This window comes from Desulfothermus naphthae, assembly GCF_054657475.1.
Genome location: NZ_BAAHYQ010000001.1, coordinates 1,555,298 through 1,569,358 on the forward strand (window position 1 = coordinate 1,555,298; position 14,061 = coordinate 1,569,358).

The window sequence follows — 14,061 nt, forward strand, 5'->3', positions numbered from 1 at the left end:
AAAGGAGATTTTCAAAGTGCTTAAAACTGTTACAATTGAGGAAGAAATAAAAAGGTCTTATTTAGAATATTCTTTGAGTGTTATTATAGGAAGGGCTATTCCTGATGTCAGGGATGGATTAAAGCCAGTTCATAGACGTATTTTGTATGCAATGTATGAGCTGGGTAATTTTTACAATCGTCCTTATAAGAAATGTGCCAGGATAGTTGGTGATGTTATAGGTAAATATCACCCACACGGAGACGCTGCTGTTTATGATGCCCTTGTTAGAATGGCTCAGCCATTTAATATGAGGGATCCATTAATTGATGGACAGGGAAATTTTGGTTCTATTGACGGGGATGCGCCTGCTGCAATGAGATATACAGAATGCAGGATGTCTAAAATTGCCCATGAATTTATTGCTGATATAGAAAAAGATACTGTTAATTTTAGGCCGAATTATGATAATTCTTTAAAGGAACCTGAAGTTTTGCCAACAAAAATACCAAATTTAATTGTAAATGGAGCATCTGGAATAGCAGTTGGAATGGCCACTAATATACCTCCTCATAATTTAGGTGAGGTAATAGATGGGATATTATTTTATATTGATAATCCTGATGAACCTATAGAAAAAATAATGAATTTTATAAAAGGCCCTGATTTTCCTACTGGTGCTTATATTTACAATATTAAAGGACTCAGAGATGCTTATTTAACAGGTAAAGGAACTATTAAAATTAGATCGAAGTTACATATAGAAACTAATAAAAAAGGTTATGATAGTATAGTAATTACGGAGATACCCTATGGTATAAATAAGTCAAATTTATTAAAAAAGATTGCAGAGCTAGTAAATGAAAACAAGATTGACGGAGTAAGTGATTTAAGAGATGAGTCAGATAGAAAAGGTATTAGAATTGTCCTTGATCTAAAAAAGAATGCAATATCCGATGTTGTTATTAATAGATTATATAAATATACTCCATTAGATACATCTTTTGGAATTAATTTTCTTTGTGTTGTTAATAATAGACCAAAATTGATTAATATCAAAGAATATATTAATTTATTTTTAAATTTTAGAAAGGAAGTTATTTTAAGAAGAACTAGATATGATTTAGATAAAGCACAAAAAAGGGCACATATATTAGAAGGGCTTAAAGTGGCATTGGATAATATAGATGAAGTTATTGAAATAATAAAAAAATCTAAAACCCCATCTGAAGCAAAAGTAAAATTGATAGATAGATTTGACTTTACTGAAGTTCAGAGTCAAGCAATATTGGATATGAGATTACAGAGATTGACAAATTTAGAACAGGAAAAGATTATAGAGGAATATAAAGAAATTATAAAAAAAATTGAATTTTATAAAAGCATTATTAATAATCCTGAAGTATTAAAGAACGAAATAAAAAAGGAACTTGTAGAAATTAAAGAGAAATATGCAACTCCTAGAAGAACTGAGATATTAAAATACGATCCTGAATATATTGATATCATTGATTTAATACCAGATGAAGAAGTGGTTATAACATTAACAAAGAGGGGATATATAAAAAGAACACCACTTTCCGCCTTTGGTAAACAGAGGCGTGGTGGTAAAGGGATTAGTGGTGCTCAGCTAAGTGATTCTGATTTAGTTCAGGAGATTTTAATTGGTACTACTCATGAAGATTTATTGTTATTTACTAGTAAGGGTAGGATGTTACGCATCAAAGTGTACGAGGTTCCAGAGGCTGGAAGGAGGGCAAAGGGAACTCATGTGTCTAATTTAATTTCATTAGAGGATGATGAATATATAACTACTGCGCTGGTTCAAAGAGAATTAGATGATAATCGATACTATTTGTTTGTAACAAAAAAAGGAATGGTTAAAAAGACAGGTATTTCCCATTATAAAAACATACGTTCTAGAGGGATGATTGCCATTAATTTAAGAGAGGATGATGAATTGATAGCGGTAAAAGAAATAGATGATAATTGTGAAATTATGCTCTTAACCAGGCTCGGATTTGCCATTAGATTTAAATGTAATGATATTAGAGAAGTTGGTCGAAACGCAATGGGAGTTAAAGGTATTACTTTAAGAAAGGGAGATATTGTTGTATCTTGTGTTGTCCTTAATGGTGAGAATGATAGTTATTTAATAACTGTGACTGAAAATGGAAGCGGTAAAAGGACAATCTTGAATAATTATAGAGTACAAAGTAGGGGTGGAAAAGGAATTATAAATATAAAACCAACTGAGAAGACTGGATTTGTTATAGGCGGTACTTTAGTTAAAGAAACTGATCAGATTTTGATTTTAACTAAAATGAATAAGTTAATAAGAATTGAAGTAAAGGATATTAATATTTATGGTAGAAATGCAAAAGGTGTTAAATTAATTAATCTTGAACAAGGTGATAAGGTTATAGGATTTGATAAAATATCCTTTGAGTAAATTTAATATGAAAGAAATTATAGGCAATAGTCGTAATTTAAAAGAGGCCTTAAAGATAGTTGATAAAGTAGCCAAAACTGATGCAACGGTATTGGTAACTGGCGAGTCTGGAACAGGTAAGGAATTAATTGTCAGAGAAATACATAAGAAGAGTTCAAGGGCAAACAAACCTTTTGTTCCTATAAATTGTGGAGCTATCCCTAAGGAATTATTGGAATCAGAGCTATTTGGTCATGAAAAAGGGGCCTTTACCCATGCAATTAGATCTAGACCTGGACGCTTTGAACTTGCCAATGGTGGTACATTGTTTTTGGATGAAATTGCTGAATTGGATGTGTATCTCCAGGTGAAACTTTTGCGTGCTATACAAGAAAAAGAATTTGAAAGAGTTGGAGGAACAAGGACAATAAAAGTAGATGTAAGAATTATAGCAGCTACAAATAAGGACCTTGAGAAGGAAGTGGAAAAAGGTAATTTTAGGGAGGATTTATTTTATAGATTAAACGTAGTTAATATATCTATACCCCCGCTTAGGCAGAGAAAAGACGATATTTTACTTCTAGCTAATTATTTTTTAAAGAAATTTTGTACTCAAAATAATAAAAAAATATTTAGATTGGAACAAAAAGTTGAACAGGCACTACTTAATTACTCCTGGCCAGGTAATGTTAGGGAATTGGAAAACTTAATGGAAAGACTCAGTATATTGTGTGATAACGATACAGTTACCCTAGAAGATTTGCCATTTAAAATTTTAAATAACTCCATCTACAGAGATAATACTAAAATAAAATCTCCAGTTTTTGAAGAATTTACTTATCCAACATTGGATACTTTAAAAAAATTAAATATGAATTTAAAGCAATTACTTGAGGAAATAGAAAATAGGCTCTTAGTTGAAGCTCTGGAAAAAAGCAAAGGAGTTAAAAACAGGGCCGCTCAACTACTTGGATTAAAAAGAACTACCTTGATTGAGAAACTTAAGAAGAAAAAAATTAAGGTATAATTATTGCTAAATTTTTTTTATAGAAAAAACTCACCCCATTGAGTATATCTATGGGAATTTTAATAAAAATAATTTTATTTTTAATTTTTTCTTTAAATGCGAACATAGTCTATTCTTTGACATATTATTGGGGGGTTCATCCTGATAAGGATAGAATTGTCTTTAAATTTAATAAAAAAATTCCAAAAGATTATAGAGTTATTAGAAATGGCCCTTTGTCTATAGAATTAATTATTCCTGATTCTATTTTTAGACAAGAAAATGTTCCCAAATCTAAAGATGTCAAAAATACGTTACTGATTTCAAAGGTCATAGTAAATCCGAGTGGAGTAATCGAAATAAAGACAAAAAACAGAAATTTTAAATTATCATATTTTGAATTAAAAGAGGAAAATAAGATTGTAATAGACGTTATTAAACAAAAGATAATAAATAATAAAGAATTATTAATCCCTAAAAAAAAGATAAATAAATATTTTTCCGAAAATAATGATAGTTTAAATATTAAAAAAGAAAGATTACAACCAAAAAATACAAATGTAAAAACTGACATAAATAATAATTTATTAAATGGGCAAAATAATACTAATGAAATAAAAAATAGTAATTTAAAAAATAATTTAATAAAAAATACAATTAATACACCTGGATGGAAAATTAAAGGTAAAATAAATAAAAATGCGACAATATATAAACCAAATAAGATATTCTTTAATGATACAATACAAAATAATGTTATTAAAAATAAGATTTCATATAAGAAACAACAAAAGATTTTATATACTTATAAAATTAGAAAAAAAATAAATCTAAAAATTAATTTATCACAAAATAATATTTTAAAAAGAAAAAAATTAGAAGAAAATGGGACCATCACAAAAAGAGAATCGTCTATAAAAAATGCTAATAAAACAAAACTAGTCCAGAATAACCTTTCAACTAAAAGTACTCCTTCAATTGAGTCAAAATCTCAACAGCCGTCAAATGCTACTTCAAAAGTTGACTATGCAGATAAGATTTTTCAGATAAAACTTCAAATAAATAATGGAGAATTAGAAACTGCACTTCAGGATTTAGAGATTTTATATAATGATGCTAGATTACCACCAAAATATAGAGAAGAAGTATTATATTATCTGTCTGACTTATATTTTCAGATATACAATGACAAATTAAAAGAAAATTACATGAAAATATCCAATATATTACAGGAGGCAATTAATTTATTTCCAAAATCAATGTATTTACCCATTTGGTTACTTAAATTGTGTTATTTAAATATAAAGGTTGGCAACATTGAAGAGGCTAAAGGTTATTTTGCTCTTTTAAAGACCAAGTTTCCAAAGTCTTCTTATGTAGCTGATGCATATTATTATTGGGGTGAATATTACCTTTTTAAAAAAGATTATATTCATGCAATGGAGAGTTTTAGAACAATTGTTGAAGAATATCAATCTAGTAAATCTGTCAAAGATGCAGCAGTGAATTTAGCAAGGGTTTTATTTAAACTTCAGATGTATCAAAAATCTTGGATTGTAATGAAATACCTAGAGCAGAGATGGCCCCTTTTTTATCAAAAAGATCCTGATATTTTAAAACTTGCTGGTTTTATTGCAATGTATAATAAAAAATATGATACTTCTTTAGAATATTATTGGAAATATTACAATATATTAGCTAAAGTAGAAGATGCAGATATGATTTTGACCAGAATAGGAGATATTTATCTAAAAAAAGGCGAGATTCCTTATGCCAAGAAGATGTATCTTTATGTTGCTACTAAATATCCTGATAAAGAAGGTGGACTTATTGCAAAGATGAGACTCGCTGAAGAAGGGATCTATGATGAACCTACTGTTAAGGATATGTTCTCAGTGTTTGATAGGCCCTATAACTTAAGGCCAGTTAAGATTTATAATGAAATTGTTACCAAACATCCCAAAAGTCCTCTTGCACCTTTAGCACAGTTAAAGTTGTCAATGTGGTATTTGTGGAAAAAAAACTATCAAGATTGTTTAAAAGAAGTTAAAAAGTTTTATGAAATGTTTCCAAATTCAAATCTAAAACAAAAGGCAATTTATGTTGGAAGGGTTGCTCTTAATTCTTTAATACAAAAAGCTATAAAGGATAATATGTACTCGCTAATACTATCCACATGGTATAAATATGATTTTTTGCATAAAGATTTATCAAAAATCGATCCATCTACAAAAATAGCCGTTGCAATCTCCTTGTGGAGAACAGGAAATCCTGCCAAAGGTTTAAAATTGGCCAACCCCTTGATTGAAAGAACAGATTTAAAAGAAGGGTTTTTGGCATCTCTTGAGCTCATGCTAAATATATATTTAGAGAGTGAGTCCTGGAAAGAGATTGAAGAATTAGGAGATAGATTTTTAACAGACAAAAGATTAACTTCAAATCTCAGGTCTCAACTCAAATATAGTTATGTGCTTGCCAAGATTAATTTAGGTAAGGGAGAAGAAACTTTGCCCTATTTAAAAGAACTTGCTCTGGATGATAATATTTCTGAAAAACAAAGGGGATATGTTTTTTATTTTTTGGCAAAGCAAGAACTTAACAGGGAAGATTTAGAAAAGGTGTATATTTATGCCCAGGAGGCCCTGGATATCTTTCTTCAACGGGACAAGAATAATCCCAATATTTCAGACTGTTTTAATATGCTTATTAATGTGACTGAAAGAGCTGGCAGGACCTTAGAGTCAATTGAATGGGCGCTTAGATATAAGAAATATCTACCCAAAGATTCGCCCTTATTACCTTCTCTTGAATATAAATTAGCAGATCTTTACTTAAAGGCAGGATATAAAGAGAGATGGAAAAAGATGTTGTCACAAATTAAAGACAAATATCCAGATACCTTTTATGGGAAATTGGCCTCCAATGAATTAAAGGGAGTAAGTCTGAGAGAACAAGCAAAAAAATATATCCAATAACTCTAACTATTTTGGGAGGCGTTATGAACAGAAGACCAGTATATGCAGACAGATTTTATCCAGGAGATCCCAATGAACTCATGGCCATGGTTGATTCCTTTTTAATTAAAGTTCCTCCAGAGGATAAAAGGGATGTTATTTTGGCCATGTTACCCCATGCAGGGTATGTTTTTTCTGGTAAGACGGCTGGAAAGACAATTAGTTACGCCAATATTAAAAAAAATGTAATCTTACTTGGCCCAAATCACACAGGTATTGGGACAAATTTTTCTCTGTGGTACGAGGGAACATGGGAAATTCCAGGGGGATATTTAAAAATAAATGAAGATTTGGCCAAGGAACTTCTAGAAAATATAGAAGAATTAAATCCTGATTTTTCTGGGCACCTCCAGGAACATTCTCTAGAGGTTATTCTTCCTTTTTTGTGGAAGATAGATCCAGAAATAAAAATAGTACCAATATCTATTATGGAAAGAAGAGTAGAAAAATTGATTAAAGTAGGAGAATTAATTGCTGATATAATTAAAGAAGATGATGTGAGTTTAATTGTTAGCTCTGATATGAGCCATTTTATCAGTCACAATAGGGCTAAAACATTAGATAAAATTGCCATTGATGAGATTTTAAAAATTGATCCTAAGGGTTTATTTACAACAGTAACACAAAATAATATATCTATGTGCGGAATACTTCCCATGACTGTTGGACTTAGTGCAGCTAAAAAATTAGGGGCAAAGCAGGGAGAACTCATTGATTATACAACATCAGGTGATATTACAGGTGATTTTGAGAGAGTTGTTGGTTATGCTGGAGTCTTGATCTTTTAGTTTGCACATTCTAAATAAATATCGTCCGGATCAATTCACTATTAGAAAATTTGAAGATATAATAGAAGTCAATAACCAGCATTGTCCTAAAGAGGTGGGTATCTTAATACAAAAGGAGGCCAAATGATAGCTATTGTGGATTATCTTGCTGGAAATTTGACCAGTGTAAAAAGGAGTCTGGACTTTCTTGGAATTGAGAATGAAATCACTGATGATCCAAAAAAAATTAAGCAGAGTATAGGAATTATTTTCCCAGGTGTTGGGGCGGCTGGATCTGCAATGAAAAATCTAAAATCAAAGGGATTAGATGAGATTTTAAAAGAGCAGGTAGCTATGGGTAAACCCCTTTTAGGGATATGTCTTGGTTGTCAAATTATTTTGGAATATAGTGAAGAAAATTCAACGGATTGTTTAGGCCTAATTCCTGGCACATGCAATAGGTTCTCAGAGTCATTAAAAGATGAGATGGGGAATTTTATAAATATACCTCATATGGGATGGAATCAGGTCTATTTAAAAAAAGAGACCCCTATTTTTGAAGGAATTGAAGATGGCATGGATTTTTATTTTGTACACAGCTATTATCCCTCTCCAGAACAGGAGTATGTACTTGGTACAACTAAGTATGGGGTAGAATTTTGCTCAGTACTCGGCAAAGACGCCCTTTGGGCAGTGCAGTTTCATCCAGAAAAGAGTGGTAGATTTGGTCTAAAGATTTTAGAGAATTTTTATAACTTCTGTAAGAAAAATTAAAATTAGAATAATGGAGTAAAGTTAGGATGCTTTGTAAAAGAGTTATTCCCTGTTTGGATGTTCGTGATGGAAAGCTCACAAAGGGTATAAAATTTAAAGGAAATGTGGATATAGGTGACCCTGTGGAGTCAGCCAAAAAATATTACATAGAAGGAGCAGATGAAATAGTTTTTTACGATATTACCGCTTCTCATGAAGGAAGGGGGATAATGTTAAAGGTGGTTGAAAAAGTGGCTTCTCAGATTTTCATCCCTTTTTCTGTTGGCGGTGGAATATCCAGTGTTCAAGATATGCGGGATGTTTTACTGGCTGGAGCAGAAAAAATTTCTGTTAATTCTGCTGCTGTGAAAAATCCTAAAATTATAATGGATGGAGCAGATGCCTTTGGTTCCCAATGTGTTGTGGTTGGAATGGATGTTTTAAAGGTACCTGTTTCAGAAGATATTCCTTCTGGTTATGAAATAGTTATTCACGGAGGAAGAAAGAAAACAGGTATAGATGCCCTTTGGTGGGCAAAAGAGGTGGAGAGGCTAGGTGCTGGTGAAATATGTTTAAACTCTATTGATGCAGATGGGACAAAAGATGGATATGAATTGAATTTGACAGGTCTTATTTCAGAAAATGTGAAAATTCCAGTAATTGCATCAGGAGGTGCAGGAAATCCTCAACATATGGTAGATGCAGTTACAAAGGGTAAGGCATCTGCTGCACTTATTGCTTCAATTGTACATTATGGAGAATATACAATAAAGGAAATCAAAGAATATATGCAAAAAAATGGTGTTCCAGTTAGAATGAAATGGTAAATAATTTCCTTCTCAATTTTTTAGGGCTTCAGACAATGAATTTAAAATTGATTTAATTCTTAGGAGCGATTTATTGGAAAAAACTTGACATCTTTAATTTTTATTATTAATCATTCATAACATGAACGACAATAATAATGTGCTAATAGAGTATCAAGCCCATAGGTTAAGGGAGATAATAGACTTTATTGTCACTTGTTGTAACGATAAACGCACATATACCAAGGAAAAATTTGGGATCCCCTATGCTGAAATTACCTGTTTGCTCCTATTTAAAGGTGAGAGGTATTTAACAGTAAAAACATTGGCCAATAAAATGGAGGTTGCTAAAAGCAGAATAACCAAGATTATAAAGGGGCTGATGGCCAAAGGCTTAGTTGAAAAAATAGAAGATTCTAGGGATAATAGAGTAAAACTACTAAGTTTAACCAGTGCGGGTGAAAAAAAGATAGAAGATATAGAAAAGTTTAGACTGGAAATTCACAAAAAATTAGTGGAGAACATAAGTCCTAATGAAAGATCAAATGTATTTTTTTATCTTGAAAAATTGATAGAGAGTATGCAGATAGTAAAAAAGGAGTTTGGTTCATAAAATTTCTGTACAAATCATTAATAATATTAATTGTTTAAAACTAAAAAATATGGATGTGACAACCTTTTTACAAGTAGCTGGAGAAAGCCAGATGCAATTATTTATTTAAACCAATAACTGCTTGTTGCCATGGGCAAACATTTTAATAAAGGAGGCATATTTTCGTCAGATTTTATGCCTCCTCTACTTTTCTTTTTTGAACGTAAATAAATTATTCCCTCTTCTATATTTATTTCCTTCCAAACAATCTGGCCAATATATCTCTTTTCTCCACATTTAATCTCAATTTGATTTGGCAAAAAAAAGTTTCCAATATGTACAAAATTCTTAAATGAATACTCTTTACTCTCTATTATTTTTTTTCTGATCACAAAATTTTCAATATCAACATATATTTTATTTGTGTTGCCCATTACCACACACGGAATATGATCTACATATTCATAGGAAATCTGACTTTTCTCTAATTTCATTGAATATAACATTATTTCTGGATTAGTAAAATCTTGTAAAGTCAAAGGGATAATGGGCACATCTTTTATTATTTTTCCATTTTTTATGTAACCATACATCAAATTTTCCCTAGTCTCATTCCTGCTTTGACTCCATAAGATCTTTACATCTTGTCCTTTTTGAAGATAATCATACGAAATATGCCTTCCATCAAGATTTATAAAATCAACATGCATATAAAATGATTTAAGCCCTTTGTATTCCTTTTTTATATTAATAAATATCTCTTTCATCTCAGGAGGTTTACCAGAAATAATAGCGGGGAGTAGGAGATACAGAAAAGTTATACACAAACGAGTTATTAACAAGGTATTAGCTCCCTGAGCCTATTTATAATGTCCTCTCTCAACTCCTCATCTTGGAGGGCAAAGTAGACATTTGCAGTAAGGTAGTCAACCCAATGACCCACATCAAAGCGCATACCATGAAGCCTAACAGCCAACAATTTATTGTCTTTGGCAAGGCACCTCAATCCTTCAGTTAGTTCAAGCTCGCCTTTTTGATCTGGATCAAATATCCTTTCGAGATGATGAAATATTTCAGGGGTGAGTACATATCTCCCAATAATTGCAAGATTTGATGCAGCCTCATCTATCTTTGGTTTTTCCTGAAGATCACGAACTCTATATATGTGGGGTCCTATTTCCTCGGCATTTAAAATTCCATATCTATCAACTTTGCTCTTTTCCACAGGCATTACCCCTACTACTGCCATATTTTCCTTTTCAGCCACCTCTATTAATTGTTTAATCCCAGGCACACTGCTAAATAAGAGGTCATCTCCCAAAATAACAGCAAAGGGTTCATCTCTAACAACTTCTTTTGCACATAAGACGGCATGTCCGAGTCCTAATTGTCTTTTTTGTCTAATACTAATAATATTGGCAAGTTCACTAACTTTTCTCACCTCCTGCAAAAGTTCCATCTTTCCGCTTCTCTCTAACACCCACTCTAAAGAGAGATTATAATCAAAATGATCTTCTAATATATTCTTATTTTTATTTGTAATAAAAATGACATTATCTAGACCTGCTGCCTTGGCTTCTTCTACAATATATTGAATTGCAGGCTTTTTAAACACAGGCAGGATTTCCTTGGGTAAATTCTTTGTTGCAGGTAGGGACCTTGTACCCCATCCAGCTACAGGTATCACTACTTTATTTATCTTCATAAAGACTCCTTATTTAATTGTTGAGAGTTACCTTGACTATTTCTGCCAATTCCAAAGCCATGGACTCAACGATCTCAACATCTTCCCCTTCAACCATAACCCTGGCCTTTGGCTCTGTTCCAGAGTACCTAAGAAGAACTCTTCCTTTACCTTTTAGTTTTTCTTCAGCCAATTTCACGGCATTCATCACCTTAGGTACTTGATCAAAGGGGATTTTTTTATCTACTTTAACATTTATTAATTTTTGTGGAAAAAGTTGAAGTTGTTTCGCCAATTCAGACAATGTCTTCTGGTTTTTAATCATTATTTTTAATGCCTGAAGTGCAGCCAAAATACCATCTCCAGTTGTTGAATATTTAAAAAATATCAAATGACCTGATTGCTCACCACCAAAAACAGCCCCAACATCCCTCATTTTCTCTACAACATACCTATCTCCAACTGGAGTTCTGATAAGCTCCCCACCAAGATCTTTCATAAATATTTCCAAAGCCATATTGCTCATCACAGTTGCAACTAACTTGCCACCATCAAGTTCTTGGTTTTTCATCATTTCTTCTGCACAAAATGCCATTATCTGGTCCCCGTCCAAAATTTTTCCCTTTTCATCTATAAGTATCACTCTATCCCCATCTCCATCAAGAGCAATTCCAATATCGGCCCCGGTTTTTAAAACCATGTCTCTCACCTTTTCTGGATAAAGTGCACCACATTCCTCATTAATATTAAGGCCATTTGGATTCACTCCTATTTTAACAACATCTGCACCAAGCTCTTCAAAAACCAGTGGTGCTACCCTGTATGTGGCGCCGTTGGCACAGTCAAGTACTATCTTTATTCCATCAAGTGTTAGTTCTGAAGGAAAGCTGTGTTTTAGAGAAACGATGTATCTGCCTGGACTATCTTCTATTTTAAAGGCGCGTCCAACTTCATGGGCCTTTGGGTATTTCCAATTATTTTTTGTCAATACCATCTTGGATATTTCTTTTTCTGCGCCATTATTTAATTTAAACCCCTTTCTGTCAAAAAATTTTATACCATTGTCATAATATGGATTGTGGGACGCAGAAATAACAATGCCTAAATCAGCCCTCATATTTCTGGTTAAAAAAGAAATCGCTGGTGTAGGAAGTGGCCCAACTAGATATACATCCATACCTGAGGCACATAGACCTGAGGTAAGAGCTGTTTCAAATATATAGCCTGAGAGCCTGGTATCCTTTCCAATAATTACTTTATGTCTTCTTTTTCCCTGTCTAAAGTACTCTCCTGCTGCAAGCCCAAGTCTAATAGCAATCTCTGGCTCCATAGGAAATTCGTTCACCAGCCCCCTTACACCGTCTGTACCAAATAAATTTTCTTTCTTTGTCATTTTGTTCAACTCCTAAATTAACAAATTGACCTTACAATTTTTAAAGTATCCCTTGTCAACTTTACATTGTGTACCCTATGGATAAGCACACCTTTTGATGCAAGGAGTCCTGTGGCCACCTGTGTTGCCATCTCTCTCTTGTCTGGAGGCAGGCCAAGTAGATTCTCCCACATGAATTTGTTGGATAGCCCCATAAATACAGGTCTGCCCAATTTATAAAACTTATCAATATTTTTTAATATCTCTAAATTATGTTTAAGTAGCTTTCCAAACCCAATACCAGGGTCTATTACTATATGATCTTCTGGCAAATTGGCATCTGTTAATTTTTTTAAATTTTTCTCAAAAAAATCTAACAACTCTCCAACAACATCCTTATATTTTGGATCCTTTTGCATATCTTCTGGCCTGCCTAAAGAATGCATAAGCACATATCCAGGTTTATATTGACCTATAACATCAATAAGTTCAGGGTCAAATCTACAAGCTGATACATCATTAATTATCTTGGCTCCCTTTAAGATAGCCTGCTCTGCCACTTTTGCCTTGTATGTATCAACAGACACTACTATTTCTTTTACATCTGATACTAACTTTTCTAAAACAGGCATAATCCGCCTTAATTCTTCTTGAGCATCTATTCTTTTTGAAAAAGGCCTTGTAGATTCCCCTCCAATATCAATTACATCAGCACCATCCTCTAACATCTCTTTAGCATGTTGCAAAGCAATAGAAGGGTCAAAAAATTTTCCACCATCATAAAAGGAATCTGGAGTGATATTTAAAACACCCACAACTAAATAATTTGAAAGGTCTAATTCTTCTCCTCCATATATTTTCCACTTAGTATTAATTTTCATGTGAAAACTCCATTTCTTATTAGATAAAAATTCAGCTAATAATAAACCATTGTAAATCTACTGTAACAATTCATTAGGAAATTTAATCTTTAATCCATTTTTTGTTATGTCTTCAATAAAAGGAGTTTTATCCTGAAATTCTTCTCGTGAACATGGAATTATTTCCAAACATGAGCTAATTTTTAATACATATTTCCTAATTTTTTTTCTATCTTCTATTAAATTACCTTCAAATATTGGTGATACTACTAATAGATCTATATCACTGTTTGAAGTATAATTACCCTTTGCATAACTGCCAAATAAAAATACATCATCTACAGGAATATTATTTTTTTTTAATTCATTGATAAACTCGAAAACAATTTTTTTTATTTGATCTGGGACAGTAGCCATTTATAAAACTCCTTAATCCCTTTAAAATATTGTTTTGTGAAATCTTCAGTGCATCTTTTATAAAACTCAAATTTATAGTCAGGATAACGAATTGCAAGATTAAAATCATTTACTTCATCCAAAAATACTTTTTGTCCTTCTGTAAGTTCAAGATTAGCCATTTCAGCCAATCTTATTAAATTGTGAATTTTTGGCGGTAATTTATTATATCGTTTAACAAAATATGCTTTTAAAACCTTTTCTAACACTAAATGTGCGATAAAAAGACACCAGTCGTATTTTTTACTCTGAAAAAGAGTGTCTGCTACTTCTAAATCATGTTCTGCAGATTTTAACCAATAGCTTATATGTTCTTCTTTTTTCATTTTCTCTATTTGCTA

At 32.1% G+C, this 14,061-nt stretch carries 13 protein-coding genes; 7 read left to right on the forward strand and 6 right to left on the reverse strand.

What is annotated here, in order from left to right; all coding sequences use genetic code 11:
* Positions 1-16 precede the first annotated feature (16 nt).
* From gyrA to ACYQ1E_RS07580, 7 genes are all read left to right on the forward strand, one after another.
* Positions 17-2,431, forward strand: a complete 2,415-nt coding sequence (gene gyrA, locus ACYQ1E_RS07550; protein WP_459877357.1) for a DNA gyrase subunit A — start codon at positions 17-19, stop codon at positions 2,429-2,431.
* A 7-nt stretch (positions 2,432-2,438) separates the two neighbouring features.
* Positions 2,439-3,437 carry a sigma-54 interaction domain-containing protein gene (locus ACYQ1E_RS07555; protein ID WP_459877359.1) on the forward strand — a complete coding sequence of 333 codons (999 nt, stop codon included), beginning with the start codon at positions 2,439-2,441 and terminating at the stop codon, positions 3,435-3,437.
* A 50-nt stretch (positions 3,438-3,487) separates the two neighbouring features.
* A complete protein-coding gene (locus ACYQ1E_RS07560) occupies positions 3,488-6,391 on the forward strand; it encodes a tetratricopeptide repeat protein (RefSeq protein ID WP_459877362.1) in 2,904 nt (967 codons plus the stop codon).
* Positions 6,392-6,414: 23 nt separating this feature from the next.
* The gene (gene amrB, locus ACYQ1E_RS07565; protein ID WP_459877365.1) at positions 6,415-7,218 is read left to right on the forward strand and encodes an AmmeMemoRadiSam system protein B; all 804 of its coding nucleotides are present in this window, start codon (positions 6,415-6,417) and stop codon (positions 7,216-7,218) included.
* 123 nt (positions 7,219-7,341) lie between these two features.
* A complete protein-coding gene (gene hisH, locus ACYQ1E_RS07570; RefSeq protein WP_459877368.1) occupies positions 7,342-7,971 on the forward strand; it encodes an imidazole glycerol phosphate synthase subunit HisH in 630 nt (209 codons plus the stop codon).
* A 26-nt stretch (positions 7,972-7,997) separates the two neighbouring features.
* Positions 7,998-8,777 (forward strand): imidazole glycerol phosphate synthase subunit HisF, encoded by a 780-nt coding sequence (gene hisF / locus ACYQ1E_RS07575; protein ID WP_459877371.1) that lies wholly within the window; start codon positions 7,998-8,000, stop codon positions 8,775-8,777.
* 121 nt (positions 8,778-8,898) lie between these two features.
* On the forward strand, positions 8,899-9,369 hold the full coding sequence (locus tag ACYQ1E_RS07580; RefSeq protein ID WP_459877374.1) for a MarR family winged helix-turn-helix transcriptional regulator: 471 nt from the start codon (positions 8,899-8,901) through the stop codon (positions 9,367-9,369).
* Positions 9,370-9,470: 101 nt separating this feature from the next.
* Here ACYQ1E_RS07580 and ACYQ1E_RS07585 read toward each other — a convergent pair whose 3' ends face one another.
* From ACYQ1E_RS07585 to ACYQ1E_RS07610, 6 genes are all read right to left on the reverse strand, one after another.
* Positions 9,471-10,115 (reverse strand): hypothetical protein, encoded by a 645-nt coding sequence (locus tag ACYQ1E_RS07585; RefSeq protein ID WP_459877377.1) that lies wholly within the window; start codon positions 10,113-10,115, stop codon positions 9,471-9,473.
* A 68-nt stretch (positions 10,116-10,183) separates the two neighbouring features.
* Positions 10,184-11,053 (reverse strand): UTP--glucose-1-phosphate uridylyltransferase, encoded by an 870-nt coding sequence (locus ACYQ1E_RS07590; RefSeq protein ID WP_459877380.1) that lies wholly within the window; start codon positions 11,051-11,053, stop codon positions 10,184-10,186.
* A gap of 13 nt (positions 11,054-11,066) precedes the next feature.
* On the reverse strand, positions 11,067-12,425 hold the full coding sequence (gene glmM / locus ACYQ1E_RS07595; protein WP_459877383.1) for a phosphoglucosamine mutase: 1,359 nt from the start codon (positions 12,423-12,425) through the stop codon (positions 11,067-11,069).
* Positions 12,426-12,442: 17 nt separating this feature from the next.
* Positions 12,443-13,285: a dihydropteroate synthase gene (gene folP / locus ACYQ1E_RS07600; protein ID WP_459877386.1), complete on the reverse strand. Its 843-nt coding sequence runs from the start codon at positions 13,283-13,285 to the stop codon at positions 12,443-12,445.
* 57 nt (positions 13,286-13,342) lie between these two features.
* Entirely contained in the window at positions 13,343-13,681 is a 339-nt protein-coding gene (locus ACYQ1E_RS07605; RefSeq protein WP_459877388.1) for a nucleotidyltransferase domain-containing protein, read from the reverse strand.
* Entirely contained in the window at positions 13,657-14,046 is a 390-nt protein-coding gene (locus ACYQ1E_RS07610) for a HEPN domain-containing protein (RefSeq protein ID WP_459877391.1), read from the reverse strand. The genes ACYQ1E_RS07605 and ACYQ1E_RS07610 overlap by 25 nt, the downstream gene beginning before the upstream one ends.
* Between the last annotated feature and the right edge of the window lie 15 nt (positions 14,047-14,061).

Excerpts from the sequence above, each read along its gene's own strand:
- ACYQ1E_RS07555 (WP_459877359.1), top strand. The coding sequence starts at position 2,439 with ATGAAAGAAATTATAGGCAATAGTCGTAATTTAAAAGAGGCCTTAAAG.
- ACYQ1E_RS07590 (WP_459877380.1), bottom strand. The coding sequence starts at position 11,053 with ATGAAGATAAATAAAGTAGTGATACCTGTAGCTGGATGGGGTACAAGG.
- ACYQ1E_RS07585 (WP_459877377.1), bottom strand. The coding sequence starts at position 10,115 with ATGAAAGAGATATTTATTAATATAAAAAAGGAATACAAAGGGCTTAAA.
- ACYQ1E_RS07580 (WP_459877374.1), top strand. The coding sequence starts at position 8,899 with ATGAACGACAATAATAATGTGCTAATAGAGTATCAAGCCCATAGGTTA.
- ACYQ1E_RS07610 (WP_459877391.1), bottom strand. The coding sequence starts at position 14,046 with ATGAAAAAAGAAGAACATATAAGCTATTGGTTAAAATCTGCAGAACAT.
- amrB (WP_459877365.1), top strand. The coding sequence starts at position 6,415 with ATGAACAGAAGACCAGTATATGCAGACAGATTTTATCCAGGAGATCCC.
- ACYQ1E_RS07560 (WP_459877362.1), top strand. The coding sequence starts at position 3,488 with ATGGGAATTTTAATAAAAATAATTTTATTTTTAATTTTTTCTTTAAAT.
- hisH (WP_459877368.1), top strand. The coding sequence starts at position 7,342 with ATGATAGCTATTGTGGATTATCTTGCTGGAAATTTGACCAGTGTAAAA.
- hisF (WP_459877371.1), top strand. The coding sequence starts at position 7,998 with ATGCTTTGTAAAAGAGTTATTCCCTGTTTGGATGTTCGTGATGGAAAG.
- ACYQ1E_RS07605 (WP_459877388.1), bottom strand. The coding sequence starts at position 13,681 with ATGGCTACTGTCCCAGATCAAATAAAAAAAATTGTTTTCGAGTTTATC.
- folP (WP_459877386.1), bottom strand. The coding sequence starts at position 13,285 with ATGAAAATTAATACTAAGTGGAAAATATATGGAGGAGAAGAATTAGAC.
- glmM (WP_459877383.1), bottom strand. The coding sequence starts at position 12,425 with ATGACAAAGAAAGAAAATTTATTTGGTACAGACGGTGTAAGGGGGCTG.